Raw genomic sequence first — 26,051 nt, 5'->3', positions numbered from 1 at the left:
ATGAATGATGCTGTAAAATTAAATTCTGTGTTTACCAAATTATCTAAGAAAAAGAAGCCTAAATTATTAGGTAGAGGTATTGGTTGTGGTAAAGGTAAAACATCCGGTAGGGGGCATAAAGGGCAAAAAGCGAGAAGTGGCGTTTCTATAAATGGTTTTGAAGGTGGACAGCAGTCTATATATACTCGTTTACCTAAAAGAGGTTTTAAGCCTATACGCAAAAACTTATACTCTATATTTAATGTTGGTGATGTACAGTGCTTAATGGAAGCTAAAAAAATAGTCAAGGATTCTATCATAGATAAGGAGCTACTGCATAAATTAGGTTTTATCAGATCTGTTAAAAGTAAAATCAAACTTCTTAATAAGGGTAAATTAAGCGAAAAATTTGTGTTTCATGTTGATTTTGCATCAGAAGCTGCAAAAAGATCTGTAGCTTCAGTTGGTGGTAGTGTAGAAATACTATCGTAAATCATGAGCAGTAAATTTGCATTTAATAGTTTGGATTCTACGTTGTTATATAAAAGTGATTTACTAAAGCGTATATTTTTTACGCTAATGGCTTTAGTTTGTTATCGTTTAGGCACTTATGTTCCTATTCCTGGAGTTAATTTTGATATAATCAATGATATATTTCCAAAAGAGAGTTCTGGTGTTTTTGGAGTATTTAATTTATTTTCTGGTGGCGCTTTAGCTAGAATGACGATCTTGGCGTTAAACGTTATGCCATACATAGTTGCATCCATAGTTATGCAATTATTATCTTCTGCCGTTAAAGGAATCAATGAAATTAAAAATGAAGGAGAGTTAGGACGTCGAAAGATGAACTCTTATATACGCTATATGACTATAGTGTTTTGTATCTTTCAATCAATTACGATCTTAATAGGGTTAGAAAGAATGAATAGGGAAGGGGTATTAGTTGTAATTGAACCTGGTATTATGTTTCGTACTATAGGTGTCTTTAGCCTTTTAGGTGGAACTATATTTTTAATATGGCTTGGTGAGCGGATCAGTGTGAGCGGTATAGGCAATGGTATCTCATTAATCATTTTTACTGGCATAACATCTGAATTACATAATGCTTTATCATCTCTGCTAACATTAAATAAAAATGGTAGTATGTCGTTTTTCATTACCCTTTTTGTTATAGCATTGTTTTTTTTACTGCTCCTTTTAGTCATTTTTACAGAATCTTCTTATAGAAAGGTAATTGTTCAATATCCCAAAAAACAGTTTAAAAAATTACATAATGATGATTTTACTTACATTCCATTGAAGATCAATTTATCTGGTGTAATACCAACTATTTTTGCTAACGCAATTCTATTAACGCCTATTTCAATTGCAAATTTCTATAAAGGTCATGCCATTGCTGATTTTATTTTAAACTACTTTATGGCAAATAAAGTGATGTACATTATAACTTACTTAATACTCATAGTACTTTTTAATTTTTTCTATACCAATTTTATATTTAATCCAGAGGAAAATGCTGATTTTCTTAGGAAAAATGGTGGTTTTATTCCTGGTAGAGGGCCTGGAAAACATACTTCTGATTATCTTCAAGATATAGTTTTTAAATTAACATTTATTGGGTCTGCGTATTTGGTGGTAATATGTACTATACCTGAAATTATGAGGTATCATTATGATATACCATTTATTTTTGGTGGGACGAGCTTGCTGATTATAGTTAACGTTATTACTGATACTATTATGCAAGTACAATCTTATGTTTTTTCAAATAGGTACGATAGTTGGATAAAGAAATATGAGTCTAAAACAAGGAGACTAAAGTGATTATTACAATTTTTGGTCCTCCTGGCTCTGGTAAGGGTACTCAGTCCAGTTTGTTAATAGCAAAGTATAATTTTAAATTAGTTTCAGTAGGAGATTTATTAAGGAATATTATATCTAGTGGGAGTAAATTAGGTAAAGGAATAAAGGATACTGTTGAATCTGGTAATTTAATTCAAGATGAAGTTATATGTAAATTATTGTGTGACCAGCTTGCATTAATAGATGGTGATTTTTTGTTAGATGGTTTTCCAAGAAATTTAAATCAAGCTCATTTTTTAACTCAAGTTTTGCAAAAAAGATGCAATAGGGATGTTGATCTTGTAATTGAGTTGCAGCTTGACGATAATATTGCAATTGATAGATTAAAAGATCGTCTTACTTGTTTGGATTGTAAAAGTATATATAGTATATCTTCTTTTAAGAATACTACTTGTGCTAAATGTAAAAGTACGAGATTGGAGAAGAGAATTGATGATGCTAATATGCTTGCAATTAATAAGAGGATAAGAGAATATCATTCTCAGATAAAGGGTTTGCGCGAGTATTATAAGGGCAAGTTGTTAACAATTAACGCTAATTTGAGTGTTGATAGAGTAATGCAAGAGATTGAAAGTAAAATTTCTTGTAATTTGATTTGACTATAAGTTGTTTTATGGTATAAATTAAGAGTTATTATTAATAAAGTATCGAGGTATCAGTGGCACGTATTGCAGGCATAAATGTTCCGGTGAAGAAGTGTATTCCTTTTGCATTAACTTATATACATGGTATAGGTATTACTACTGCGAATATAATTTGTCGTAGCTGTAAAATTGATGAGCGTAAGCGTGTTTCAGAATTACAAGATGAAGATATAGAGAAAATTAGTAGTTTTATTAGGCAAAAATATGTCATAGAGGGTGAGCTCAGAAAAAAAGTGGCTATGGATATAAAATCTTTAATAGAAATCGGTTGCTATAGAGGATTAAGGCATAGAAAAGGTTTGCCTGTGAGGGGACAAAGAACCCATACTAATGCTAAAACTCGTAAAGGCAGATCTAAATTGCCTATTGCTGGAAAAAAATAAAATTTGTTATTATCGTGAGTTTTTATGAAAAAAGTTAAAACGGTTGGTAAGAATACAAAAAGGTTTATTACTGGTATTGTCCATATTCGTGCAACTTTTAATAATACTTTTGTAAATGTGACTGATGTTTGTGGTAATACGCTTTACCAGACTTCTGTTGGTGCATGTGGTTTTTCTGGTTCGAGAAAATCCACACCTTATGCTGCAGGTAAGGTTGCCGATTCTGCTGCGAAGAAAGTAATAGAGAGATTTGGTATGAAGGTTGTTTCTGTAATAATTCGTGGTCCTGGTTTTGGTGCAGAAGCTGCAGTTAAAGCACTTAGGAATTGTGGATTGACTGTCACTTCAATTGCAGATAAAACGGCGATACCTCATAATGGGTGTAGACTAAGGAAAAAAAGAAGAGTATAGGATATTTGGAAGGTTTTTGTATGTATTATAGTGATAATGTCTCTTTCTGTGGAAATTTAGATAGATTAACTAAGCCTAATGCGATTAAGGTAATATCAGGTGATTCAAGTAAAAAAGGTGATATAGTTCTAGAACCTTTGGAAAGTGGTTTTGCTTTAACGTTGGGTCATGCATTAAGGCGTGTAATGTTGTCTTCTCTTCGCGGTAGTGCTGTTTATGGAATAAAAATTGAAGGCGTGAATCATGAATTTACTTCGATCCAAGGAGTTAGGGAAGACATAACTGATATAGCATTAAATATGGGCATGTTGAGATGTAAGCTAAATAACACGTCTAATAAGTGCTTAAATTTGAGCGCTAAAGGGCCTTGTCAAGTATTAGCTGGAATGATAGAAACTGATGACCAATGCTCTATTGTTAATAAAGATTTGGTGATATGTACACTAGGTCAAGATGTGGAGCTTAACATTACTATATATGTTGCTAGCGGAAAAGGTTATCTTCCTGTAAATAAATATAAAGAAAATGAATTTTTAAAGCTTATGAATGAACAAGATTTAATTGGTTTCATTCCAGTTAATGCTTTATATAGTCCTGTCGAGAGGGTTTCGTATAGAGTAGAGAATAGTCGTGTTGGTCAAGTTACTGATAAAGATAAGCTAATATTGTCAATTGAAACTGATGGTACAATCTCTCCAAGTCAAGCTGTTGACTATGCTGCAAGAATATTACAGGAGCAATTTCAGCCTTTTATTAGTTCTGATATGAGTTATAAAAAATCGCAGGTTTCTTTGTCTAGTGGTGCTAAAGATTTGGGCTATGATCCTGTTCTATTGCGTAAAGTAGATGAAATGGAATTATCTGTTAGATCTCATAACTGTCTGAAAAATGAAAATATCACTTATATAGGTGATCTTGTGCAAAAGACGGAAGTTGAAATGTTAAGAACTGCTAATTTTGGCCGAAAGTCTTTGAATGAAATCAAGGCAATTTTAAATAATTCAGGTTTGTCTTTGGGTATGAATATACCAAATTGGCCGCCTAAGGATATAGATGAACTGGCTAAACAACATACTGATGAGGATTAGGTAGTATATGAAACATGGAATAAAGAAAAATAAACTGTCTCGTTGTACCGAGCATAGGTTATCAATGTTAAAGAATCTATCTATCTCGTTAATTAATCATGAGCAGATTGTAACTACTTTACCAAAGGCTAAAGCACTTCGTCCATATGTGGAAAAGTTTATTACAATTGCTAAGAATAACGATTCTTTACATGGTAGAAGGCTTTTGCTTTCACGTCTTCATAATAGTAAGTTAGTAGTTGATAAATTATTAAGCGTTCTAGCTAATCGTTATCAAGACCGTAAAGGTGGATATTCTAGAATAATAAAATTTGGTACTCGAAAGGGTGATTGCGCTCCAATGGCAGTGATAGAGCTAGTTGATAGAGATATTTCAGCAAAAGGTGAGATTTATAGTAAAAATAAAAAAGGAAGCAAAGTAGTTACACAAAGCTAATTATTCTTTTTATGATAAGTAGGTTACGCTATTTTGTAGGTTACTTTGGAGAATTGTTAGTTTCGATATATTTAAAGCTGAAATTCTATAATGTTATAAAACGTCGCTTCCGTTGTAAGTTGGGTGAAATTGACTTAATTGTATCTAAAAAAAGGGAGCTGATTTTTATAGAAGTTAAAACAAGTTTATTTGGAAAAGAAGTACCGATATCTCATTTTCAGTGTCAGTCTATTATAAATTCTTCTAAATATTTCTTAAGTAAAAATCTTGATTTTTTAGATTATTCAGTCAGATATGATTTATGTTTTCTTTCCTTAAGGAGAAGACCTATTTATATAAAAAATGCTTGGATTGAACAATGGTAGCTAAAATAATTTAGATTTACTAGAACAGGTAATTGAATATGAAAAACAATAATTTAGTTTCATCTTATGCTAGAGCACTGTTTCATGTCTCAGGAAGCAGATTAGGTATTATAAGAAAAGAAGTAGAATTTTTGTTAGCTTTTTTTAAAGATCAAGATGTTTTTGTGTATCTATCTCATCCTATGGTTTCTCTTTTGCACAAAAAAGAAGCGATACTTTCTATAAAGGAGAACTTGAGTGAAAACTTAGTCAAATTTATTATGGTTACACTTGCAAACAAGCGCTCCCGTTTATTAATCCTTATATTAGAAAAATTCTTAAATCTTGTAAGGGAAAGTGAAAATGAATTGGAAATTACTATAAAATCAGCAGAGGTTTTAAAGGAACCTGATATAAAAATAATTACTGAATCTTTGAACTTTCTTGGTAAAATAATAAAAGTCAGTCATGTGGTTGATCCTTCTATACTAGGTGGCTTTGTAGTTAGGTATGGTTTTAACTTGATTGATGCTTCGCTTAAGAGTTATTTGGATAGATTGGTTGATTTGAGTAAAATGGAAATGTTGAAAATAAGGAATTGTATATGAAGAATAGCATAAATGCCTCTGAAGTAGTAAACATAATAAAAGAGAAGGTTGAGACATTTGATAATCCTATAAAACGAGAAAATATAGGTGAAGTAATTTCAGTAACGGATGGTATCACATTGGTCTATGGGCTGGAAAAAGCAAAGTTTGGTGAAAAGGTATCTTTTGCAAGCGGTGTAGAAGGAATAGTTCTTGATTTAGATCATGATACAGCTGGAATAGTTGTGCTTGGCAATGACCGTGATGTAAAAGAAGGGGACGTTGTAAAATGTAGTGGTGATGTTGTACAGGTGCCTGTAGGTCATGAATTATTAGGGAGAGTTGTAAATGCATTAGGCGATCCTATAGACGATGGTGGAGAAATTAGAGCCAAGAACAAAATGTATATAGAATCTAAAGCGCCAGGTATTATTGACCGTAAATCTGTGCATGAACCTCTGCAGACAGGAATTAAAATTATAGATTTGTTGATTCCTATAGGTAGAGGGCAACGTGAATTAATTATTGGCGATAGACAAATTGGTAAAACCACTATTGCGATTGATACTATTATCAATCAGAAGAAGATTAATGATGAGGTAAACGAAAATCAAAAAATTTACTGTGTTTATGTTGCTATTGGACAAAAAATTTCGACAGTAGCAAAAGTGGTGAATAAGCTAAAAGAAAGTGGAGCATTAGAGTATACAACCGTAGTTGTGGCTAGCGCATCTGACTGCGCGCCTATGCAATTTTTAGCACCTTATACCGGTTGCACTATTGGAGAATTTTTCCGTGATAATGGAATGCATTGCTTGGTGGTATATGATGATTTATCTAAGCATGCTGTGGCATATAGGCAGATGTCCTTATTGCTCAGACGTCCTCCTGGTCGTGAAGCTTATCCTGGAGATATATTCTATGTACACTCTCGCTTGCTTGAAAGAGCTGCCAAAATGTCTGATGAAAAAGGACAGGGATCTTTGACTGCTTTGCCGATTATTGAGACTCAGGCTGGTGATGTATCTGCATATGTTCCAACTAATGTGATTTCAATTACCGATGGACAAATTTTTCTTGAGTCTGAATTATTTCACAAAGGATTTCGCCCTGCAGTGAATATAGGTTTATCGGTTTCTCGGGTTGGCTCTGCTGCACAATTGAAATCTGTGAAAAAAGTTGCTGGTTCTATAAAGCTGAGTTTGGCCCAATATAGAGAACTGGAAGACTTTGCTAAATTTGGTTCTGATCTTGATGCTACTGTTCAATTGTCCTTAAACAAAGGTAAATACCTTATTGAATTATTAAAGCAAAAACAGTATTCACCTATGCAAATAGAAGAGCAAGTATTGCTTATGTATATCTTTTCTAATCTGTATGGTCAATTAAATAAGGTACAGGTGAGCAACATCAATAGGTTCGAGTGTGATCTTATCAATTATTTTCAAACTGTTCACCCTGGAGTTTTAAAAAAGTTGTCAGGTGACATGAATGATGATATAAAAGATGATATTCTTGGTATTGTGAGTGATTTTGTCACTCAATTCAATTGCGTTTAGGCGGTGATTATGACTTCATCCATTGTTAACAAGTTTCCTATTACAAGGGAAGGTTTTGAGAGTATGCAAGTCGAACTTGAGAAATTAAAGGAAGAAAAACCTTCTATCATACAGGCTATTTCTGATGCTCGTGATCAAGGCGATTTATCTGAAAATGCAGAATACCATGCAGCACGGGAAAGATTAAGTTTTATTGAAGGCCGCATAATTGAGGTAGAGAGTAAACTTTCACATGCAGAAGTGATAGAAGTAAAAAATTTGTCTGGTGATACAGTAATGTTTGGTGCAACTGTTACGGTAAGCATGCTCGGTGATGATAACAGTGAAATAGAATATGTTTATAAGATTGTAGGTGGGTATGAAGCTGATGCTTCAAAGCAGTTGATCTCTACGGATTCACCACTAGGTAGTGCTTTAATTGGCAAAAAAGTTGGTGAGTATGTGGAAGTGATAGTGCCAAATGGAGAGAAATTGTATAAAATAGTTAAGATTGAGTTTAAGTAAATCATGGTACAAGTAACTTATCCTTCAATTAGTCTACCCGGTATTTCTTCTGTGGAAGATGTATTGAGGGATGCTAGTTCTGGTAAATTATTCATTTTAGTTGACGATGAAAACAGAGAGAATGAAGGTGATCTGATTGTATTAGCTGAGAAATTAGAGCCAGAACATGTGGCTTTTATGGTTAGATACGGTACAGGGATTGTTTGTTTAGCAATGACTAAAGTTCACATGAAAAGGTTAGGCCTTAGTTTCATGGAAAAAAAAAATGTTGGTGAAAATCATACTGCTTTTACTACATCAATTGATGCACGTTATGGTATTACTACGGGTGTTTCAGCTGAGGATAGAACAAAAACTATACATGTTGCTATTGATAAAAATAGAACTCAGGATGACATTATAACTCCCGGTCATATTTTTCCTGTGATTGCACATGAGGGTGGAGTAGAGCAACGTGCTGGTCATACTGAAGCAAGTGTTGAGATAGCTAAGTTAGTGGGATGTAATCATTCTGCAGTTATTTGTGAATTAGTGAATGATGATGGCTCTATGATGCGCTTACCCCAGTTGCTTGAATTTGCTGAACAACATAATATTAAGTTAACTACCATTGATAAACTTATCAGTTACGTTCAAAATTTAAACTAGCGTTTATAGATTCGTATAGTTTAAGTGTTAAAATATAAAATTCCTCAAAGTTATACAAACAAGGAATTTCCATGTCTAAGCTTTTTGTTTTACTATTTTTTTTCGTATACTGTAATAGCGCTTACTCTGTTAGTATTATTAGAGATAGTGAAGTGGAAGCGGTAGTTAAGGATCTAGCGCAACCTTTATTTTCTGCTGCGGGTATTGATAATGATAAAATAAAAGTTTTTATAGTTGATGATAGATCGATTAATGCTTTTGTAATTAACAATAATAGCATTTTCATTCATTTAGGGCTTTTACAATATTCGACTGAACCTTATGTCTTACTTGGTATATTAGCACATGAAATTGCTCATATATCTGCTGGTCATGTATTACAAATGAGTAGTGCTGTAGGTTATTTTCAATCAATAGCAATGATTAGTTATATGGTAGGATTAGTTTCTAGTATTGTCATTAACCCTCAGGTTGCGAGTGCAATCTTGCTTAGTGGTGTAACGCTTAGTTCAAGGTTGTTTTTTAACTATTCTCAAGAGCAAGAGAGTGTAGCAGATAGCTATGCTTTAAGATACCTAGATGAATCTGGCTATGATAATTTAGGTATGAAAGAGATTTTTGACTATTTTAAGAGTATTGAGCATGAAAACACTGAAGAGTATTTCCGCACTCACCCACTTAGTGATAAGCGTATATTTGCTGTACAGAATTATAAGGTTAAAAACAATATAAAACCAATCCTTGCAGATAAATTGCTGAAGTTTGAGCGTATGGTTGCAAAGCTAGACTCTTTCTTTGCTCCTATTCATGTGTTATCTAATAAATATGAAGGTAGTTCTAAGTATGTAAATGCTGTAATTCACTATAGGCAAGGAAAGATAGAAGAGGCTATTACTAAAGTTAATTCATTGATTCAAGAGTCACGCAATGATCCTTATTTATATGAATTAAAAGCGGAGATGTTATACAAAGCTGGAAATTTAAGTGAAGCAATAAAAATGTATGAAGAATCACTTAGATATTTATCTGAGAAGAATAACTATTTAGTGAAACTTGCATTATCTCATACTTTATTGTTATACGGTGACGTAGAGAAGGCAATTTTTTACCTGGAGCAGATTGCAAGCGTAGAAGCAAATAACGCTTTTGTCTGGAAGTATTTAAGTATTGCATATAAACGTAGCGCTGATATGGCAATGTATTACTTTGCTTTGACAAAGAAGGCTTGTATTGAAGGTGATTTAGAGAAATTTATGAAATACGCTGAGGTAGCTGTTAAAACTTTACCGAAAGACAGTCATTATTTGTTACAGATTGAAGACATGAAGGAACAATACACACAAAAATATCCTGATTTTTAAGTTATTTTTCCCCACACTTGCTCAACATACTACCTTGTTTAATGCTATCGGGTATAATTTTCATTATAATCGCTTTGGCACCAAAAAATACACCACAAAACATACCTAGGGCAAAGAGAGCTGGCCATGGCATTCTACCAAATATTGCAAGCAAAGCTGCACCTATTATGACTACAGTCATAAGTGGCCCACCTATTCCCCAAATATAACCAATAATATTGCATATTACTTGGGCAGTTGTATCATCTATATCAGTAGCAGCATTTGCGTAATCTGAAAAAGAGAGAAACAGCACTATACATAAAGCATTAAAAAATTTTTTTATTATATAGCTCATTGTTTTGCCTCCAAGTAATAAACTAGTGTGAATCTAAATTTATATATATATTTATTTTAAGGTAAAACTCATAGTTTGTCCATAAATAAGTGTTGCTACATAAATAGCCCACCATTGATGTTAAGCACATGCCCCGTTATATATCTTGCTTCGTCGCTTGCTAAAAACAATACCCCTGCTGCTATTTCTTTCCCTGTTCCCATTCTTTGCATTGGAATATTATCTAATATTTTTTCTTTTTGTTTTTCATTTAAAACTTCAGTCATCTTAGTATCTATAAACCCAGGAGCAATGCAATTTACTGTTACACCGCGACTTGCAACTTCTTTTGCTATAGATTTACTCATGGCTATTATCCCAGCTTTAGAAGCTGCATAATTTGCTTGCCCGGCATTGCCTGTTAAACCTACTATTGAGGAAACATTTATAATTCTTCCCCAGCTATTTTTAATTAATTTCCTGCATGCTTCTCTATTTAGTGTAAATGTAGAGCTCAAATTAATATCAATCACCTTTTGCCATGATTCATCTGTCATTCTCAGTAATAAACTGTCTTGTGTAATGCCTGCATTGCATATGAGCCCATCAAAGCCTTTCATCAACTCACTTGCTTTATTTATTAGTTGATTTACCTCTTCAGGATTTGATAAGTCGCAAGGAAGTACATGAATGTTTTTTTCATATTTTTTAGCAACTTCTTCTAGTACTTCTTTTTTTGTGCCAGAGATACATAAAGTTGCTCCGGCTTTATGCATAACCTCTACAATTGCCTGCCCTATTCCGCCTGATGCACCAGTAATCAGAAATTTCCTGTCTTCTAATCCGAACATGATAATTTTTATATTATCCCAGCTCTTAACAGAATATTAAAAGACTTGCAATAGATTTTTTTCATAACTTTCATTTAATAGAAGATTCTTGACAAATCTTGTGTTTATTGGCGAAATTATGGCGGCTGCATGCCTTTTTTTATTTTTTTCTATTCAGCCTAAACACGCTTCGTTTAAGCGTTAGCACATTATCAATTACAGTAATAAAATCAGCACCATGTGGATTCTTTTGCCTTTTTTTGACTGGTAAATTTCTTAACACTTATAGCTAAAGTAATTTAAGAGAGCCAGCGCGTGACTAGTTCTTATTACTTGATCAGTCTTCTGGATCCCAGTGTCTGGGCACTGGGATGACAGGAGTGTGAGATAAGGCTACATTCATACTCCAACAGGAATGACATCATAGAGGTCATTGAGATGACAGGAAAGAATACTTGAATGACAATAGGGACACTAGAATGAAAGGAAAAGAGGCTATTTAATTGTGCTGAATTTTACAAAATTTATTACTCCTGCCTGACAAATTTATTAGAATAGTATGTATAGTATGTTTATTAGTGAAAATCCGAAAAAAATGCAAGAAAAGTTAATATATTACTTTAGCCAAAGCAACTGTGAAGGTAATGCAGCAATGAGAAATCTACTAGGAGGGAAGGGAGCAAATCTGGCAGAGATGTGTAACATTGGCATTCCTGTTCCACTTGGTTTTACAATTTCCACTGCTGTTTGTCAGGCCTATTGTCAAGATAATGAATTGTCTTGTGATCTACGTAACGAGATAAAAAACTACATGGCGATGCTCGAAAGTGACATCGGTTGTAAATTCGGGGATTCAAATAATCCTTTATTAGTTTCCATACGCTCTGGTAGTGTGAATTCAATGCCGGGCATGCTTGATACTATTTTAAATGTTGGTCTAAATGATGAAACCGTTGTTGGGCTTGCAAAAAAAAGTGGCGAACGTTTTTCTTACGATAGCTACTGCCGTTTCATCATGATGTACTCCAATGTTGTACTACAGCTTGATCATCACCTATTTCAAGATGTTATTGATAATGAGCAGCAAAAGAGTGGAGTAAAAAGCTTAGCTGATCTTGATGTTAATGTTTTAAAGAAAATTGTTAATGATTTTAAAGAGATAGTATGTGAGAAAATAGGAAAAAATTTCCCGCAGAACGTTGAAGAGCAATTGTTAAACTCAGTTAATGCAGTATTTGCCTCTTGGAAAAATGATAGGGCTGTTTCCTATAGAAGAATACATAATATTCCTGAAAACCTTGGAACAGCGGTCAACGTGCAAGCAATGGTTTTTGGTAATTTAAATGATAATTCTGCAACCGGCGTGATATTTACACGTAATCCTTCAACTGGAGAAAAAAAGCTTTTTGGTGAGTTTTTAGTTAATGCTCAGGGTGAGGATGTGGTTTCTGGTGTTTATACTCCTATGCCAATTGACGGGGAGCAAGAAAGTACCATGGAGAAGTTGCTACCAAGTGTCTACCGAGAATTATGCGCGGTATGTGAAAAACTTGAAAGTCATAATAAGGACATGCAGGATATCGAATTTACTGTACAGGACGGTAAGTTATGGATTTTGCAGACTAGGTCTGGCAAGCGCACAGCCGAAGCTGCTATTCGCATAATAGTTGATATGGTAAACGAAGGAGTGATTACAAAAGAGGAAGGAATATTGAGAATTGATCCAAAAACTTTTGACAATTTATTGCATCCAGTTCTTGATGTTAAAATCGATCAAGAAGTAATAGGCAAAGGACTGCCAGCTTCTCCAGGTGTTGCTTCTGGATATGTAGTATTCAGTGCAAGTGATGCTAAAAAAGCTGCAGAGCAGGGTAAAAAAGTAATTTTGGTAAGATCAGAGACGAGCCCTGAAGATATTAATGGAATGAATGCTGCAAGTGGAATAGTAACAGCGCGAGGAGGTATGACCTCGCATGCCGCTGTTGTAACTCGTGGAATGGGTAAACCATGCATTTGTAGTCTAAATGGACTTTATATTGATAAAGATGAAAAATTTCTTTCTATAGGGGATATAAAAGTAAATAAAGGTGAATCAATCACCATCAATGGAGGAACAGGAGAGGTTATGCTTGGTATTCTTCCTACAATTTTGCCTGAATTATCTCAAGAATTCAAAACGATAATTAACTGGGTAGATGAAATCAAAACAGTGAAGGTGAGAGCGAATGCTGATACTCCAAAAGATGCAAAAATTGCAAAAGAATTCGGTTCAGAAGGTATAGGATTATGTCGCACAGAACATATGTTTTTTGCTAGTGATAGAATCGAATTCATTCAAAAGTTGATAATAGCTGATGATGAAAATGAAAGGACAAATGCATTAAATAAACTCGAAGAAATGCAAAAGTCTGATTTCAAAGAAATATTTTCTATTATGGAGGGCAGGGAGGTTACTATACGTTTACTTGATCCACCTCTACATGAGTTTTTGCCCCACAATCAATCTATTATAGAGAAAATTGCCAAATCACTGAATAAGTCAGTTGAATCAGTAAAAAATAAAATAGCACAGTTATCAGAAAAAAATCCAATGCTTGGCCATCGAGGTTGTAGACTTGCTATTTCTCATCCTGAAATATATAAAATGCAGATTAGGGCAATACTCAGTGCTGCAAGTGAATTAAGGAAAGAAAAGAAGATAGAAGTGAAACCTGAAATCATGATTCCTTTTATCATGAGTGAGAAAGAGTTTATTCTGATATGCGAGTTAATAAAGAAAGAAGCCGAAAATTTCGATGTGAACTATTCAATTGGAACGATGATAGAACTGCCAAGAGCAGCACTTATTGCTGACAAACTCGCAAAACACGCAGAATTTTTTAGTTTTGGCACTAATGATTTAACACAAACAACTATGGGACTTTCACGAGATGATTCAGTTAATTTTCTCGATTCTTATAAGGAAAGCAACATATTCAAAAACGATCCCTTTGAGGTGCTAGATGTCGAAGGGGTAGGGGAATTAATCAGAATAGCTATCGAAAGGGGCAAAAAAACCAGAAAAGAAATTAAACTTGGTATATGTGGAGAGCATGGAGCGAATCCACAGTCCATAGAGTTTTTCATCAAATCAGGGGTTGATTATGTGTCATGCTCGCCTTATAGAGTACTGGTTGCAAAATTAGTGGCAGCACAGCTTAGCATAAGTTTGTTGGGTAAATAGCGATAACTAACTGTGCGAACATAGATTCCGCTAACAAGTAGCGGAATGATGATTTTTCAAATTGTCGATAAATCTAAGTCAGTTTAGCTATTTTGCTGCTGCTTTTTCTTTTCTTAATATCTTAAGAAAGATTGACTTTTTGTCTAAAATAATATAGGATAAAATAATAGTGAGTGAGGTAAAAATGTCAATATCAAAAGAACGTAAGGAATATTTACTAGAAAAGTTTAAATATGCTGCCAAAGAATTTGGCAAGTCTGGTACAAAGTCCAATCATCTAGCAGTACCAAAGGAACAGCAACTCTCTATTGATTTAGGTAATAGAAAAGTTTTTGGTATCATAAATAAGATTCTGTATTGGATAGAGAATAATTTTACTTATTTTTTTCCACGATATAATTTGTTTCCAGAAGTTGGAGTTGAAGGAAGAAAAATTCCTGGAACTAATACAAGGGTTAAGTATTTTAACTCTGATGAACAATTTGATCAAAGAAAATTTATTGGCGAGCAAGATGGGGAACTTAAGTTATACAACTTAGAGGGCAAATTATATGATACAACTGATAAAATTAGTAAGGGTAAAAAAGGTTGTGTAGCTTATGTTATCACGCTTGATGGAAAATTAGTAACTCATGAACATATTAATGTTAACAAAAGCGAATGGGCTTATCGTCATTCAACTCTTGCAGGCGGTAAGCCGATTTTATGTTCTGGTTTAATGAAAGTGGTAAATGGTAAAATAACTTATATAGACAATAATAGCGGGCATTATAAACCAGAATCAGCAAACTTATACAATGCAGTGAAAAAGTTAGAAGGTCTATTTTCGAAAGATGCGAAAGTTGTTTGCTTACCATATTGGATTAGCTTGAAAAAACAAATTCCGCTTACACGCAAAATTAATCTAGCCAAACGAGAGCCAGTAGAGGAATTCTTGAAAAGGATGGAGAAAAAAGGGAAAGATGGATTGACTCAATATGAAAGACATTTTGAAAAGATAAAGAAATTTAATGAGCAATATGAACAAAAATTGCTTCTTGCAAACTATAAGTCACCTACAAATGAACTGTCCTACAAACCAACTATACATAAAAAACACAGATTGAAATACTCTGAATATATTAACTTACACCTTAATTTTTTGAAAGAGTTTGATGAAAGTCCTGAAGTGCAAAAAATAGCAATAGAACATTCAATAAGAAGGGTTATTGGAGCAAATTATGGCCATAAGCCTACAGTTGCGCTTGCTAAGGCACAGGTAATAGATAAAGATGGAAAGCTGCAAGAAACGGACGAAATAGTAGGTATAAATGTTGCTTTTCACCATGAGAATGATCGTGATGGCTTTGCTAAACTTCTAGATTTTAAAAAGTATAGCTATATTTGCGAACCTCATTTGCAAGATAAAAAAAATAGAGCAGATATGGAAAAATTAATGCCCAATAAACATACAGTTTTTATGAGTACAGACCAGGCTAATAAATTTATAAAGGGCACTTTACAAATTAAAATTGATAGTGTTGAGCAATTGGGTGTTGGTTTAGTGATGGGCTAAAGCTCTGTTTAAATATATATTTAGTTTTGTTACAATATTCTTATTTTCATCATATAATATGATGGAAATTTTATGCACAACTTTTTTATTTGATTAAAAATTGCATTTTTGCAATAAAAACTTATTTATTGTAAGAAAACTTGCTCATATAAAACTATTTATAGAGTGACAATAGCTGTGTTATACTTACACTTCTGATTCGAAAACTTATGCAGTTATTTCTAACAAGATTGGTCAATAAATTTTACTGTTTAAGGATGAGAAACAAAGTAATCATCGTTTCTGGTATTGCTCTTATTCTACTGTTTTTTATCAACAGTACATTTTTAAAAAAAGATCAGGCGGTTCATAGTGATAATCCAATTAGTAGTTTTTCAGTAAAAACTCAGGATTATACTCCACAAAATCGCACTGTATATTTAAATTTTTCTGGTACGGTAAATCCCTTGCATAGGGTCAGCCTTGTCTCAAGAACAAGTGGTCAAGTTATTGCTATTTATTTGTCTGATGGTGAAAAAGTAAAAAGAGGCGATGTAATTTTAAAGATAGAAGATTATGACAGAGTTGCACAAGTTGAGAAAGCCAAAGCTTTATTAAATCAGCGTGAAATTGAGTATGATTCCTCTCGAAAATTGAATAAAAAAGGCTATGGAGCACAGATAAGAGTGGAATCAGCTTTTACTGCATTGCAGAGTGCAAAAGCTGACCTAAAAAGGCTAGAATTGGATTTAGAAAACACTGCGATTAAATCTCCTATTGATGGTTATATAGATAAGATCAACGTAAATGAAGGGGATTTTGTTAATCTTGGACATAAGATAACTGACATAGTTAATTTTGATCAGGTTCTTGTAGTGTTGTATGTTTCAGAAAATGAAGTAAATAAAATAAAACTGGGTAGTGCAGCGCAAATTAATTTGCTAGACGGAAGGGAATTAGTAGGTGAAGTGAGTTTTATTAGTAAAATTGCTGAGCCTAAAACTGGATCTTATAGAGTGGAGGTCAAGGTAACTGATAATGAAATTATATCCTTGCAAGGACTGACTGCTAGTGTAAGCCTACCTTCAGGTGAAAAATTTGCATATAAAATTCCTTCTTCAGCCTTGAGCTTAAGTGACGATGGTGTTCTTGGAATAAAGATTGTTGATGACAATAATTATGTAGTATTTACACCAATAGAAATTGTTGATCATGAAAACGATGGTGTTTGGGTGGTGGTAAATAACGAAGATAAGCCTATAAAGTTAATAACATTGGGCCATCTATTTGTTAAGCCTGGTGATAAGGTTTAAGACATAACTTCAGTATCAGTTATAGCCCTTCCCATAATAGTCCAAAAAGGTCATAAGAAAGAAGAATCGACAGCATGACGAAAAGATTTGAATAAAGGAATGTTTTTCCTGGTTCTGTTTTTTATAGCAAACCAATAATGTTCAATTTTGTTAAAATCTGGAGAATATGGAGGAAGATATAAAATTTCTGCACCAACTCCTTTAGCAAATCTTATTAGACTTATGAAAAGTAGCATTATCAAGGATAACAGTTTGTCCAGGTTCCAAAATAGGTGTCAGAAACTGCTCAAACCATTTATTAAAGATATCCATATTGCAGTGGCCTTCAAAGGTTAACGGAGCAATTATTTTTCTTCCACTTAAGGCTGCAACCATGCTAATTCGTTGAGTTTTCTTCCCAGGTTTTAGGGCATAAAACCGCTGTCCTTTCTGGCAATACCCATAGGTTCAGTGTCCAGACTCATCTATATACACTAATTCTTTAGGTTCTTTTGTTGCTATAACCTTTGAAAATTGAGCTCGCTTTTCTTCATTTCTTTCTTTATATCCGTAGGTCTTTTTTTTCTTGTGAATCCTATATTTTTAAGTGCTCGATGAATTGTTTGTCTACTAATATTGCCCCAGCATCTCTGACTGAGTTTTGCCACCTTGCTCATTTGCAAATTCGGCAAATGAATTCCAGTCGGTAATTTTATGCCACGCTTCCAGGCTTTTTTGACTGAAAATCTCCTGTTTCTTTTCTTCTTTGCTGCCACTCCCATAACGTACTTCTTCCAATTTTAAATCTTGCTGCCACCGTTTCCCTGCTTTCTCCTTCTTCTAGTGCTTCCATTGCTTTTTTATAACTATATGCTACTGGCATCCTTACCTTCCACTACTATCAATCCATATCTTACTCTTTTTGGACTATTATGAGAAGGGCTATAGTACTCCCAACCAGAACTTCACTTTCAGCCAAATAAAAACCCAAAACTTCTTTTCTGCCATTTTGCTAATATGTTATACATACATTTGCTTACACAATGCCCGTCCTCCTTGACCTTAAAAAACCATGAACACTATTGGATATACAGATTGCAGCGGACGACTGCGCCATTCGTTGATTACCGGTAACAATTTGTCAGTAATACTTGATATCTCTGCTGCAGATATTTTATGGTCATAAATTTCTTCGACGTGTGACATTATGTCTCTATATCCCATACCGCTGGCAAACATGCTCAAAATCTTTGTTTCAAGTTCTGTTGTTTGCCTTTTTTTCACTATCTGTGGTTCAAAACTTCCCTCTCTGTCTCTTGGTGTCAATAGTTCAAATGAACCTGCACTTGTTTTCAAAGTTTTTCCATTCCTTCCGTTTCTACGATTGTTTTCTTCGCTTTCAGTAGATAAATGATGTTCTATTTCACCCTCCAAGCTTGCTTCAAGTAGCCTTTTTACAAATGGCGTTAATGCACCATCTCTTTCCGTCAATGGTCTTGTATCTTGTAAAAAGCATCTAATGTTTTAAGCTTAAGCATTAGATGGAGAAGAGAAGAACTCTGTCAGTGGTCTTAGATATAAAATCTGTAAGGTAGATAAGAGTTCTCTTCTCAAGAGTACAGGCTGGACGGTATCGTAGAAAAACCTAAATGGTTCTAATTCTGTATTCACAAGACTAGCCTTACTTTTCATTTTTAATGGTAACGCATGGGGTTATATATGATCAACAACTTTTTAGGTATAGATGTATCGAAAGATCGCTTTGATGTTTTTCTCTCGTTCATAAGCAAAAAAGGAAGATGTGAAACTAGAAAAAGGAGTTTTAAAAACGAGGATTCTGGGTTTCAAGGTTTACTTAGCTTTCTACAAAAACATAATGTAGAAGAAGTAAAAGCCTGCATGGAGGCTACTGGTTGTTATAGCGAAGCTTTGGCTGAGTTTCTGCACAACGCTGGACATTCTGTTAGTGTTGTAAATCCTTATTGCATAAAATCTTATGCAAGGAGTAAGCTGATACGACAAAAGAATGATCAGACCGATGCAGAAGTTATTGCTGATTATTGCCAAAGACAGGAACCTTCTAGTTGGACACCACCTTCTCCTGAAATGAAAAAATTAAAACATCTTTATCGTTGCTCAGTTGCGTTAAAAGATGAGTTAACATTAGTAAATAACCACTTAGAAAAAAAAGAGAGACTGCTTAAAGAAGTTGCAAGTGCTTGGGAAGACCTTGCAATGAATATAGCTCAAAAAATAGAAACAATAAAAAACTCCGTACGTGAACTATTAAATCAACATAAAGAATTGTTGGAAAATTTTCAACTTCTATTGACTATTCCAGGAATAGGAGAAGAATCAGCAATAGCTATTTTAGCTGAAGTTCCTGACATAGAGGTTTTTAGAGATGCCAGGCAATTGGCAGCATATACAGGAGTTATACCACGAAATATGACGTCAGGTTCCTCTGTATATGCCAAACCCAGATTAAGTAAATCCGGTTCACAAACATTACGTAAAGCACTTTTCTTTCCTGCTATAGTAGCTAAGAATCACAATCCTATCATTATTAGTTTTTGCCAGAGATTAAAGGAAAAGGGTAAGCATAATATGGCTATCGTTGGTGCTGCAATGCGTAAGCTACTCCATATCATTTTCGGTGTTCTAAAATCCAAAAGTGCTTTTAATCCTGACCATATCAAGAATTACAGGGCAAAGCGGTTGGAGGAGAATTTAGTACTTTAAAATCAAAAAATGCGTACTTTCTATCTTATGTAAAATAGCATTTTACACAAATTTATTTAATGTAGTTGGTTAGTGTATATGTTGATAGAAAGTATTTTTTGATTTCGTAATACAGCTTAAGATTCAATTTCTATAATTTTCTTGTTGACTGACAAGACGGTATCTTCCTTCTCGTATAGATGATAAGATATTTGTTTCTAATTCTTTATAGTCTACCAAACCGGTAGTTGTGTTTGCTTGACTCATTGTCAAACCTCCATTTTTTTATCAATTTATTACTTTACTTCTCGGTTTGACACAGTTTATTTAACACTCCCCTTTTTGTTTAGTAATGGTTAATGCTTCCTTCTATAATGCAAAACCCATACTCACCCAACCCAATCAATTACTTGCAATCTGGATTCCAGTTTTAAGCTACTCGTATGACAGAGAAAGGGCTACTTGCATGAAATGAAAAGGAGCACCGAGCAGATCACTTCTTCACAAAGATCTTATCAGCAACACGCATATCAATTATGCTCCAATTGCTAAAAGTAAAGTCGGTTGTATTTTGCAAGTGGCTTAAATAATCCCATGCGCTATAAGGATTATCTTCAGGCAATTTTACTGTGGCACTGTTATCGAGTATGATATTCCATCTTCTATTGCCTACATAAACACAAGAAGAAATATGATCACTTAATTGAGTTTTCCTCTCTAGTATATCTTTAATGAATTTTAGGCTTGATAACGAATTTTGTCCTTTGATTATAACGAGGTTATCTATCTGGTAATCATCTACGATTACTTTACCTTCAGAGTCAATTACTGAAGTTCTGTTATCATCTTTCCAAAGAGCAAAAGGTTTGTGTTCATTTACATCAATGCGTAAGGTGTTGGGTAAAATCCTATAAATTCTTACATGTTTTATCCATTCGCTTACAGATTGTATATTATCTGTTAGTTTTGAGAGTGATACATACATGATAGGTTGTGTTCTATCTACTAAACTTAGAATGTCCTGTTCATTTGTAAATTTGTTTCCAGTAACGGTTACTTTGTCGATTGAAAATCCATTGCTAATTAATAAGCTCGATAAGCGATCGTTACACCAAGTAAAGTAGTAATTGAATCGATTTGTTATTTTATCAAGTGAACTATAAAGTACTAGTGTAAGGAAAAGTGCAGTTATAATCATGAAAGCACACTTGCGCAAAAAACTCCTTTGGCTTCTAGTAACATTGTTCAACATCGGCTTGATCTCTAATATTCTTGTGGTGTAAACTGTCTTTGACAATAATTTTAATTAATTCATTAAAATCAATTCCTTTTGTCAATTTTGCAATTTCTGGTACTAACGATAATTCAGTAAAGCCAGGATGTGTATTAATCTCAAGCATTTTTAAAGTGTTATTTTGGGGATTATAACGGAAGTCTGAGCGGGAAACAGTTTTGCATCCTAAAAATTGATGAACTTTTAGTGCGTGTTCCAAGGTCATTCTATATATGTTGTCAGGAATTTTAGCAGGAAATATATGTTCTGCAAATCCATCTGTATACTTTGCTTCATAATCATAGAATTTATTTTTTGGTCGTATTTCCATAGTGCCAATTGCTTCATTCAGCAACACAGCAGTATGTAACTCTATACCCGGTATGTATTCTTCTATGATCATCTTTTCCATTATAGTAGAACTGTTATTTTTCAGCTCTAAGTAATCCTCATGTGAGAAAATCATGTGTACTCCAATGCTTGAGCCTTCGTTAATCGGTTTTAAGACGTACGGATAATCAACTTTAATATTATTTTTTAGCACATCTTCTCGACTAATTACATAACCTCTTGGAGTGTCGATATTAAGAGAATGGAATATATGCTTTGACATCACTTTATTCATAGCAACAGCCGAAGCCATAACTTCTGAGTGTGTATATTTTATACCTAAAATCTCCAGTAAACCTTGAATACAGCCATCTTCACCATAAGGTCCATGTAGAGCAATAAAAGCAAGAGCGGGATTAGTTTTTTTAAGCTTTTGAGCAATGTTGCTATCAACATCTATTTCTATTGCATTATATGAAAGGCTATCAAGCGCCTTCTTTACTGCTTTTCCGCTCATAAGCGATATTTCTCTTTCGCAAGAAAATCCACCACTTAAAATTGCTATAGTTGGAACCATAAGCACCCTAATATTTTGCTATATATCATATATAAAAGATACTTTTATCTTCAATAGAAAAAACGCTTTGAAAAATTCCACAGCTGTACAGATATTGCAATTTGCAGGTGGCAAGTAGTTTTATGTAAACTGGTTCCTTTGTGATCAGACACCAGATTGCAAGTAATACATTGGGTTTTGCATTATAGAATAGGGTTATTGCAAAACATATTTCCTTCAAACGTAAATGGTGTCCCTATATCCTATTGTAACGATAGTTACTTCATGTTTTTGGTGTCTGTATAATACACATCGCCAACTCTTAGTCTTCTAAACCCTTTAAAGCTATGGTGCAAGATTCACTGAATCAACTGTAAGACGTTCCTGTATTGCTTTATTTACTTTTGATTCCATATTTAATATAGTATTAATACTTTTATACTATATTAAATATAATATTAATTAAGGAGAATATTATGTCAGAAAAAGATAATAATCAATGTTCATTAAGTGAAGTTTGTATTAAATCAATCACTGGACCGTTATGGGGAGCGCATTATAACTCAAAGAAGACAATTGAAACAATTAAAGAAGATTTCAAGAATCTAAGCAATAATATTCATTTAACCAATACCAAGTTATGGGGAGAGTATGGTAATTTAAAGAAGACAATTGAAACAATTCAAAAAGATTTCGAGAATCTGAACAATGAACTTAAACCAGACAATATTGATAGTAATATATCATCTGCTGATATATTTTCTGATGAAACGCACATTTACGATTCAATGTCTATTTAACCAAAAAGATGTGAGGCTTCTTTTGTACTCTCTATTTATTCTGAACTTTTCAATAAAGTAATAAACGTATCTGAAAAGTAATTATGCTAATATAAATATTACAATTTTATTAACACATAAATGCTACCGTGGAGTTAGTTTTTTAATTTAGGAGTATATTATGGTTATGTCTACACAAAACTCGAATTCATTAACGTTTCAGGCACGCAACCTATCTCATATTTGCCATAAAAACTGTGAAGAGGCGTTCAATGAAACAGACAAACCTCTGTGCAAGGCTAGATGTGATACTTTCTTTCCAGTGCCTGAACTTCGTTCACAAATTAGTGAGAAATTAATAGACATTGCAAACAATCTCCGTTTTGAGAGTGCACAATTATCGTCTATGGCAGATGAAATAGATGCTTACAATTCAATGTCTATTTAATCAAAAAAGTGTGAGTCCACTTTCGTACTCTATTACCCTAAATTTTCGTCAAAATAAGCTGTTTTATCCTTTTTTTCTTTATACTCTTCTGCTGTATCTAGGGGTTGCTTTTTAGCTGTGACATTTGGCCACTTTTGCGAATATTCTACATTTATGTTGTAAAATGATTTAAAGATTTTTTGTTCATTGTTCAGTAAGCCTTCATCTAGCTCTAGAATATCTTTTATGGAATCATCAGTTACAATTGCATCTACTGGACATTCAGGTATACACACTCCACAATCAATACACTCATCTGGGTTAATCACGAGCATATTTTTACCTTCATAAAAGCAGTCAACGGGACATACTTCTACACAGTCCGTATATTTACATTTTATGCATTTATCTGTAACAAAATGCGTCATAAAATACTGTATATTTGCATTATCTTGGGTACACTAAACTGATAAGAAATTCAAGCCTTTTATGAAGATAAATAAATTAAATAACGAAGAATTAGAAATATGGCTAAGCTTGGCTAGAACTGTGGGACCAGTAAAGTTTTTTAGTATACTAAGAGCATGTGGCTCACTAGATGAAGTGCTTAAGTATCTTAATGAATTGGCTAACAAGGATTATGGAATTAAAAATGTACAAGAAGAAATTAAGAATGCAGAAAAAATTGGAGCCAAAATAATACCAGCATGTGATCCAGATTACCCTGACATTTTAAGGAATATACCGAGTTGTCCTCCTGTAATAACTACACTTGGTGATATATCATTGTTAAGCCGTGAGATAATTGCAATAATCGGTGGACGTAATTCTTCAATCAATGGAAGAAATTTTGCCAATAAGTTGGCACTTGATTTAAGCGAAGTTGGTTTCATCGTAATTTCTGGACTTGCAAGAGGGATCGATACTGCAGCAAACAGTGTAATATACAAAAATCACCCAACCATTGCTGTCACAGCAAACGGAATTGACGTAGTATACCCAAGAGAAAATTTTGATCTATACAAAATAATCACTGAAAATGGCGGGTTAGTAATTACTGAGCTTCCATTTGCTACTAAACCAAAGCCTCAGTATTTTCCCCAAAGAAACCGAATTATATCTGGCCTTTCACTCGGTGTTGTGGTAATTGAAGCATCAAAAAAGTCTGGTTCTCTCATCACAGCAGATTTTGCTTTGAATCAAGGAAGAGAGGTGTTTGCAGTTTCTGGTTTCCCTTTAGATTCACGCTGTAGTGGTAGTAATTATTTAATTAAGAACGGCGCTAAACTTGTTGAATCCGCTGATGATATAGTAGAGAGCGTGAGATTTAGTTTACCGCTTCAGCAAAAAAATCTATTTGATACCGTTGCTGACCAAAAACAAGAAAAATTACAACAGGCAAAATCTGTTATAGTTGATCATATTAACTCTGTACCTGTTGATATAGATGAACTTATATTAGCAAGCGGACTTTCTACCAACATATCTCTAATGGCTCTTTTGGAACTAGAGACGGAAAATAAAATAGAGCGTTTGCCGGGGAATAAAATATCATTAATTTTCTAGATTGCTTTAGTTATAAATCCACAACCGTACAAACATTATGATTTGAGTCCACCAAGAAAGATGTCATTCCAGCGTGTGACGCTGGCTTTCCGTAATCTCACTAAAAACGTTGTATTTTTACATAACTTTTATACTTACTAACTTAATATATAATCAGAATTCCTAGATTCCAGACTCATGCATCAATAGACCTGCTGCAAAAGGTAATGATAAAATGATGAAAGAGGAATAAGCAGATAGAGTAAGGTAAAAAAATGAGCTTTAGTTACTACAATATAAAGAAACACCCAAGAAATTTTCGTAATATAACAGGCTTAACTGTAGAAGAATTTGAAAAGGTGATAGAAAAAGTGGGGAACGTTCAAAAAAGTGTGTCAAGCCGAAAAGAAAAGTAATAAATTGATATAAAAAATGGAGGTTTGAAATGAGTCAAGCAAATAGAACTACCGGATTAGTAGACTATAAAGAACTAGAATCAAATATTTTATCATCTATAGCTAACCCAAGAAAGGTTTAGCTATATGGCAAAATTGGTTAGAATGGTATAATAAGTAATGAGAAAGAAGAAGATGCCAAGTCCATATAGTGAGGATCTGAAAGAACGTGTTCTCAAAGGAGTCGATAAAAAAACAATGACGATAAAAAAATCAGTCAAATATTCAAAGTGAGCATAAAACCAATATATTTGTGGAGGAAAAGGAAAAAAGAAACAGAAACCATCTTCAGGCTATCACAAAGGATATGGTCATAAGATTAAAGACTTAGATAGATTTGCCAAATTTCTGAATGGAAATTAAGATATTAGAATTGAAAAGATAATTGAAGAATTTGGTAATATGTGTAGAAGCACAGTATATAACTACCTTAGCAAAGTAAACTATACATATAAAAAAAACTTTTCTTTATCGAGAAAGAGATAAAGAGAAACGCAAAGAGTTCATAAAAAAAGTAGAAGAAATAAATAAAGGAAACTTGATATACATAGATGAGTCTGGAATAGAGGACAATGAATTTTATGAATATGGGTGGTCTCAAAGAGGCAAGAGGTTATTTGCCCAGGGTTTAAAAGAAAGAGGGTAATCATAATTGGAGCACTGAATGAAGGAAAAGTTAAAGCATCATGGATAATTGATGGCTACTGCAACAGGGAGATTTTTGATGCTTATGTAGAAAATGTACTTGTTCCTGTATTTAAACCTGGACAGACTATTGTTCTCGACAATGCGAGCTTTTATAAATCTGCAAGGATGAAAAATTTGATAGAAAATATTGGGTGTAAAATTTTGTTCTTGCCTCCATACTCGCCAGATTTAAATCCGATTGAGAAGTTCTGATCAAGCACGCCATAAGAAAGGCTCTACAAACCTTTTGGCCCAATATTAATTCGGCTATTGATT

Annotated in this window: 28 protein-coding genes and 2 pseudogenes; 22 read left to right on the top strand and 8 right to left on the bottom strand. The window is 33.7% G+C overall.

Annotated elements, in window-relative coordinates:
- The 13 genes from rplO (at position 1) to OPR42_RS02290 (ending at position 9,807) form a co-directional block, all read left to right on the top strand.
- Positions 1–471 carry a 50S ribosomal protein L15 gene (gene rplO, locus OPR42_RS02350; RefSeq protein ID WP_006012263.1) on the top strand — a complete coding sequence of 157 codons (471 nt, stop codon included), beginning with the start codon at positions 1–3 and terminating at the stop codon, positions 469–471.
- Between the two features lie 3 nt (positions 472–474).
- Complete coding sequence (gene secY, locus OPR42_RS02345; protein ID WP_265041686.1) at positions 475–1,803, top strand: preprotein translocase subunit SecY; 1,329 nt, start codon at positions 475–477, stop codon at positions 1,801–1,803.
- Entirely contained in the window at positions 1,800–2,441 is a 642-nt protein-coding gene (locus OPR42_RS02340; RefSeq protein WP_264374634.1) for an adenylate kinase family protein, read from the top strand. The genes secY and OPR42_RS02340 overlap by 4 nt, the downstream gene beginning before the upstream one ends.
- A gap of 59 nt (positions 2,442–2,500) precedes the next feature.
- Positions 2,501–2,869: a 30S ribosomal protein S13 gene (rpsM, locus tag OPR42_RS02335; RefSeq protein WP_010404723.1), complete on the top strand. Its 369-nt coding sequence runs from the start codon at positions 2,501–2,503 to the stop codon at positions 2,867–2,869.
- 24 nt (positions 2,870–2,893) lie between these two features.
- Positions 2,894–3,280, top strand: coding sequence for a 30S ribosomal protein S11 (gene rpsK / locus OPR42_RS02330; RefSeq protein WP_006012273.1), 387 nt, complete (start codon positions 2,894–2,896; stop codon positions 3,278–3,280).
- A gap of 20 nt (positions 3,281–3,300) precedes the next feature.
- The gene (locus OPR42_RS02325; protein WP_264375913.1) at positions 3,301–4,368 is read left to right on the top strand and encodes a DNA-directed RNA polymerase subunit alpha; all 1,068 of its coding nucleotides are present in this window, start codon (positions 3,301–3,303) and stop codon (positions 4,366–4,368) included.
- A gap of 7 nt (positions 4,369–4,375) precedes the next feature.
- Positions 4,376–4,804 (top strand): 50S ribosomal protein L17, encoded by a 429-nt coding sequence (gene rplQ, locus OPR42_RS02320; RefSeq protein WP_010404731.1) that lies wholly within the window; start codon positions 4,376–4,378, stop codon positions 4,802–4,804.
- 11 nt (positions 4,805–4,815) lie between these two features.
- Entirely contained in the window at positions 4,816–5,169 is a 354-nt protein-coding gene (locus tag OPR42_RS02315; RefSeq protein WP_127464124.1) for a YraN family protein, read from the top strand.
- 38 nt (positions 5,170–5,207) lie between these two features.
- Entirely contained in the window at positions 5,208–5,756 is a 549-nt protein-coding gene (atpH, locus tag OPR42_RS02310; protein WP_265041685.1) for an ATP synthase F1 subunit delta, read from the top strand.
- Positions 5,753–7,294 (top strand): F0F1 ATP synthase subunit alpha, encoded by a 1,542-nt coding sequence (gene atpA / locus OPR42_RS02305; RefSeq protein WP_007302558.1) that lies wholly within the window; start codon positions 5,753–5,755, stop codon positions 7,292–7,294. The genes atpH and atpA overlap by 4 nt, the downstream gene beginning before the upstream one ends.
- Positions 7,295–7,303: 9 nt before the next feature.
- Positions 7,304–7,798: a transcription elongation factor GreA gene (gene greA, locus OPR42_RS02300; protein WP_007302559.1), complete on the top strand. Its 495-nt coding sequence runs from the start codon at positions 7,304–7,306 to the stop codon at positions 7,796–7,798.
- 3 nt (positions 7,799–7,801) lie between these two features.
- Positions 7,802–8,446, top strand: a complete 645-nt coding sequence (gene ribB, locus OPR42_RS02295) for a 3,4-dihydroxy-2-butanone-4-phosphate synthase (RefSeq protein ID WP_007302560.1) — start codon at positions 7,802–7,804, stop codon at positions 8,444–8,446.
- Positions 8,447–8,517: 71 nt separating this feature from the next.
- Complete coding sequence (locus tag OPR42_RS02290; protein WP_265041684.1) at positions 8,518–9,807, top strand: M48 family metalloprotease; 1,290 nt, start codon at positions 8,518–8,520, stop codon at positions 9,805–9,807.
- A gap of 1 nt (position 9,808) precedes the next feature.
- On the opposite strand, the gene OPR42_RS02285 is transcribed toward OPR42_RS02290, so the two are convergent.
- On the bottom strand, positions 9,809–10,144 hold the full coding sequence (locus OPR42_RS02285; RefSeq protein WP_265041683.1) for a TrbC/VirB2 family protein: 336 nt from the start codon (positions 10,142–10,144) through the stop codon (positions 9,809–9,811).
- A gap of 95 nt (positions 10,145–10,239) precedes the next feature.
- The gene (fabG, locus tag OPR42_RS02280) at positions 10,240–10,974 is read right to left on the bottom strand and encodes a 3-oxoacyl-[acyl-carrier-protein] reductase (protein WP_264375910.1); all 735 of its coding nucleotides are present in this window, start codon (positions 10,972–10,974) and stop codon (positions 10,240–10,242) included.
- Between the two features lie 547 nt (positions 10,975–11,521).
- Between fabG and ppdK the strand changes: the two genes are divergently transcribed.
- The 3 genes from ppdK to OPR42_RS02265 all read left to right on the top strand — a co-directional run bounded on the left by ppdK (position 11,522) and on the right by OPR42_RS02265 (position 17,023).
- Positions 11,522–14,176, top strand: a complete 2,655-nt coding sequence (gene ppdK / locus OPR42_RS02275) for a pyruvate, phosphate dikinase (RefSeq protein ID WP_265042356.1) — start codon at positions 11,522–11,524, stop codon at positions 14,174–14,176.
- 184 nt (positions 14,177–14,360) lie between these two features.
- Positions 14,361–15,731, top strand: a complete 1,371-nt coding sequence (locus tag OPR42_RS02270) for a hypothetical protein (RefSeq protein ID WP_264375908.1) — start codon at positions 14,361–14,363, stop codon at positions 15,729–15,731.
- Between the two features lie 257 nt (positions 15,732–15,988).
- Positions 15,989–17,023, top strand: a complete 1,035-nt coding sequence (locus OPR42_RS02265; RefSeq protein ID WP_264375907.1) for an efflux RND transporter periplasmic adaptor subunit — start codon at positions 15,989–15,991, stop codon at positions 17,021–17,023.
- A 50-nt stretch (positions 17,024–17,073) separates the two neighbouring features.
- Here OPR42_RS02265 and OPR42_RS02260 read toward each other — a convergent pair.
- Together OPR42_RS02260 and OPR42_RS02255 are read right to left on the bottom strand one after the other, a co-directional pair.
- Positions 17,074–17,885: pseudogene (locus OPR42_RS02260) on the bottom strand (IS630 family transposase).
- 81 nt (positions 17,886–17,966) lie between these two features.
- A pseudogene (locus OPR42_RS02255) lies at positions 17,967–18,502 on the bottom strand (transposase); the annotation flags it as partial.
- Between the two features lie 219 nt (positions 18,503–18,721).
- Between OPR42_RS02255 and OPR42_RS02250 the strand changes: the two are divergent.
- The gene (locus OPR42_RS02250) at positions 18,722–19,744 is read left to right on the top strand and encodes an IS110 family RNA-guided transposase (RefSeq protein WP_264375440.1); all 1,023 of its coding nucleotides are present in this window, start codon (positions 18,722–18,724) and stop codon (positions 19,742–19,744) included.
- Between the two features lie 123 nt (positions 19,745–19,867).
- Here OPR42_RS02250 and OPR42_RS02245 read toward each other — a convergent pair whose 3' ends face one another.
- The 3 genes from OPR42_RS02245 to OPR42_RS02235 all read right to left on the bottom strand — a co-directional run bounded on the left by OPR42_RS02245 (position 19,868) and on the right by OPR42_RS02235 (position 21,909).
- Complete coding sequence (locus OPR42_RS02245; RefSeq protein ID WP_264375462.1) at positions 19,868–19,990, bottom strand: hypothetical protein; 123 nt, start codon at positions 19,988–19,990, stop codon at positions 19,868–19,870.
- A gap of 226 nt (positions 19,991–20,216) precedes the next feature.
- Entirely contained in the window at positions 20,217–20,975 is a 759-nt protein-coding gene (locus tag OPR42_RS02240; RefSeq protein ID WP_010401947.1) for a cell division protein FtsQ/DivIB, read from the bottom strand.
- Positions 20,956–21,909 carry a D-alanine--D-alanine ligase gene (locus OPR42_RS02235; protein WP_039833309.1) on the bottom strand — a complete coding sequence of 318 codons (954 nt, stop codon included), beginning with the start codon at positions 21,907–21,909 and terminating at the stop codon, positions 20,956–20,958. Before OPR42_RS02235 ends, OPR42_RS02240 begins: the two co-directional genes overlap by 20 nt.
- Before the next feature lie 449 nt (positions 21,910–22,358).
- Between OPR42_RS02235 and OPR42_RS02230 the strand changes: the two genes are divergently transcribed.
- Together OPR42_RS02230 and OPR42_RS02225 are read left to right on the top strand one after the other, a co-directional pair.
- Complete coding sequence (locus OPR42_RS02230; RefSeq protein ID WP_139686411.1) at positions 22,359–22,682, top strand: hypothetical protein; 324 nt, start codon at positions 22,359–22,361, stop codon at positions 22,680–22,682.
- 160 nt (positions 22,683–22,842) lie between these two features.
- Positions 22,843–23,109 carry a hypothetical protein gene (locus tag OPR42_RS02225; protein WP_010405208.1) on the top strand — a complete coding sequence of 89 codons (267 nt, stop codon included), beginning with the start codon at positions 22,843–22,845 and terminating at the stop codon, positions 23,107–23,109.
- A gap of 32 nt (positions 23,110–23,141) precedes the next feature.
- On the opposite strand, the gene OPR42_RS02220 is transcribed toward OPR42_RS02225, so the two are convergent.
- Positions 23,142–23,516 (bottom strand): ferredoxin family protein, encoded by a 375-nt coding sequence (locus tag OPR42_RS02220; RefSeq protein WP_010405211.1) that lies wholly within the window; start codon positions 23,514–23,516, stop codon positions 23,142–23,144.
- Between the two features lie 61 nt (positions 23,517–23,577).
- Here OPR42_RS02220 and dprA point away from each other — a divergent pair, with 61 nt between their 5' ends.
- The 3 genes from dprA (at position 23,578) to OPR42_RS02205 (ending at position 25,988) form a co-directional block, all read left to right on the top strand.
- Entirely contained in the window at positions 23,578–24,654 is a 1,077-nt protein-coding gene (gene dprA / locus OPR42_RS02215) for a DNA-processing protein DprA (protein WP_265041682.1), read from the top strand.
- A gap of 254 nt (positions 24,655–24,908) precedes the next feature.
- On the top strand, positions 24,909–25,049 hold the full coding sequence (locus tag OPR42_RS02210) for a hypothetical protein (RefSeq protein ID WP_010405218.1): 141 nt from the start codon (positions 24,909–24,911) through the stop codon (positions 25,047–25,049).
- Positions 25,050–25,679: 630 nt separating this feature from the next.
- Entirely contained in the window at positions 25,680–25,988 is a 309-nt protein-coding gene (locus OPR42_RS02205; RefSeq protein ID WP_265041681.1) for a transposase, read from the top strand.
- Positions 25,989–26,051 lie beyond the last annotated feature (63 nt).

The sequence above is a fragment of the Wolbachia endosymbiont (group B) of Melanostoma mellinum genome (assembly GCF_947251465.1).
Lineage (GTDB): Bacteria > Pseudomonadota > Alphaproteobacteria > Rickettsiales > Anaplasmataceae > Wolbachia.
Note: the sequence above shows the minus strand (reverse complement) of the source record. Positions and strands in the feature narration are given on the sequence as shown.

Excerpts from the sequence above, each read along its gene's own strand:
- rplO (WP_006012263.1), top strand. The coding sequence starts at position 1 with ATGAATGATGCTGTAAAATTAAATTCTGTGTTTACCAAATTATCTAAG.
- OPR42_RS02230 (WP_139686411.1), top strand. The coding sequence starts at position 22,359 with ATGTCAGAAAAAGATAATAATCAATGTTCATTAAGTGAAGTTTGTATT.
- OPR42_RS02270 (WP_264375908.1), top strand. The coding sequence starts at position 14,361 with ATGTCAATATCAAAAGAACGTAAGGAATATTTACTAGAAAAGTTTAAA.
- OPR42_RS02245 (WP_264375462.1), bottom strand. The coding sequence starts at position 19,990 with ATGAGTCAAGCAAACACAACTACCGGTTTGGTAGACTATAAAGAATTA.
- OPR42_RS02285 (WP_265041683.1), bottom strand. The coding sequence starts at position 10,144 with ATGAGCTATATAATAAAAAAATTTTTTAATGCTTTATGTATAGTGCTG.
- dprA (WP_265041682.1), top strand. The coding sequence starts at position 23,578 with ATGAAGATAAATAAATTAAATAACGAAGAATTAGAAATATGGCTAAGC.
- OPR42_RS02240 (WP_010401947.1), bottom strand. The coding sequence starts at position 20,975 with ATGTTGAACAATGTTACTAGAAGCCAAAGGAGTTTTTTGCGCAAGTGT.
- rpsK (WP_006012273.1), top strand. The coding sequence starts at position 2,894 with ATGAAAAAAGTTAAAACGGTTGGTAAGAATACAAAAAGGTTTATTACT.
- OPR42_RS02315 (WP_127464124.1), top strand. The coding sequence starts at position 4,816 with ATGATAAGTAGGTTACGCTATTTTGTAGGTTACTTTGGAGAATTGTTA.
- OPR42_RS02265 (WP_264375907.1), top strand. The coding sequence starts at position 15,989 with ATGAGAAACAAAGTAATCATCGTTTCTGGTATTGCTCTTATTCTACTG.
- rplQ (WP_010404731.1), top strand. The coding sequence starts at position 4,376 with ATGAAACATGGAATAAAGAAAAATAAACTGTCTCGTTGTACCGAGCAT.
- OPR42_RS02290 (WP_265041684.1), top strand. The coding sequence starts at position 8,518 with ATGTCTAAGCTTTTTGTTTTACTATTTTTTTTCGTATACTGTAATAGC.
- secY (WP_265041686.1), top strand. The coding sequence starts at position 475 with ATGAGCAGTAAATTTGCATTTAATAGTTTGGATTCTACGTTGTTATAT.
- OPR42_RS02250 (WP_264375440.1), top strand. The coding sequence starts at position 18,722 with ATGATCAACAACTTTTTAGGTATAGATGTATCGAAAGATCGCTTTGAT.
- ribB (WP_007302560.1), top strand. The coding sequence starts at position 7,802 with ATGGTACAAGTAACTTATCCTTCAATTAGTCTACCCGGTATTTCTTCT.
- OPR42_RS02225 (WP_010405208.1), top strand. The coding sequence starts at position 22,843 with ATGGTTATGTCTACACAAAACTCGAATTCATTAACGTTTCAGGCACGC.
- OPR42_RS02325 (WP_264375913.1), top strand. The coding sequence starts at position 3,301 with ATGTATTATAGTGATAATGTCTCTTTCTGTGGAAATTTAGATAGATTA.
- atpH (WP_265041685.1), top strand. The coding sequence starts at position 5,208 with ATGAAAAACAATAATTTAGTTTCATCTTATGCTAGAGCACTGTTTCAT.
- ppdK (WP_265042356.1), top strand. The coding sequence starts at position 11,522 with ATGTTTATTAGTGAAAATCCGAAAAAAATGCAAGAAAAGTTAATATAT.
- OPR42_RS02210 (WP_010405218.1), top strand. The coding sequence starts at position 24,909 with ATGAGCTTTAGTTACTACAATATAAAGAAACACCCAAGAAATTTTCGT.
- OPR42_RS02220 (WP_010405211.1), bottom strand. The coding sequence starts at position 23,516 with ATGACGCATTTTGTTACAGATAAATGCATAAAATGTAAATATACGGAC.
- greA (WP_007302559.1), top strand. The coding sequence starts at position 7,304 with ATGACTTCATCCATTGTTAACAAGTTTCCTATTACAAGGGAAGGTTTT.
- fabG (WP_264375910.1), bottom strand. The coding sequence starts at position 10,974 with ATGTTCGGATTAGAAGACAGGAAATTTCTGATTACTGGTGCATCAGGC.
- atpA (WP_007302558.1), top strand. The coding sequence starts at position 5,753 with ATGAAGAATAGCATAAATGCCTCTGAAGTAGTAAACATAATAAAAGAG.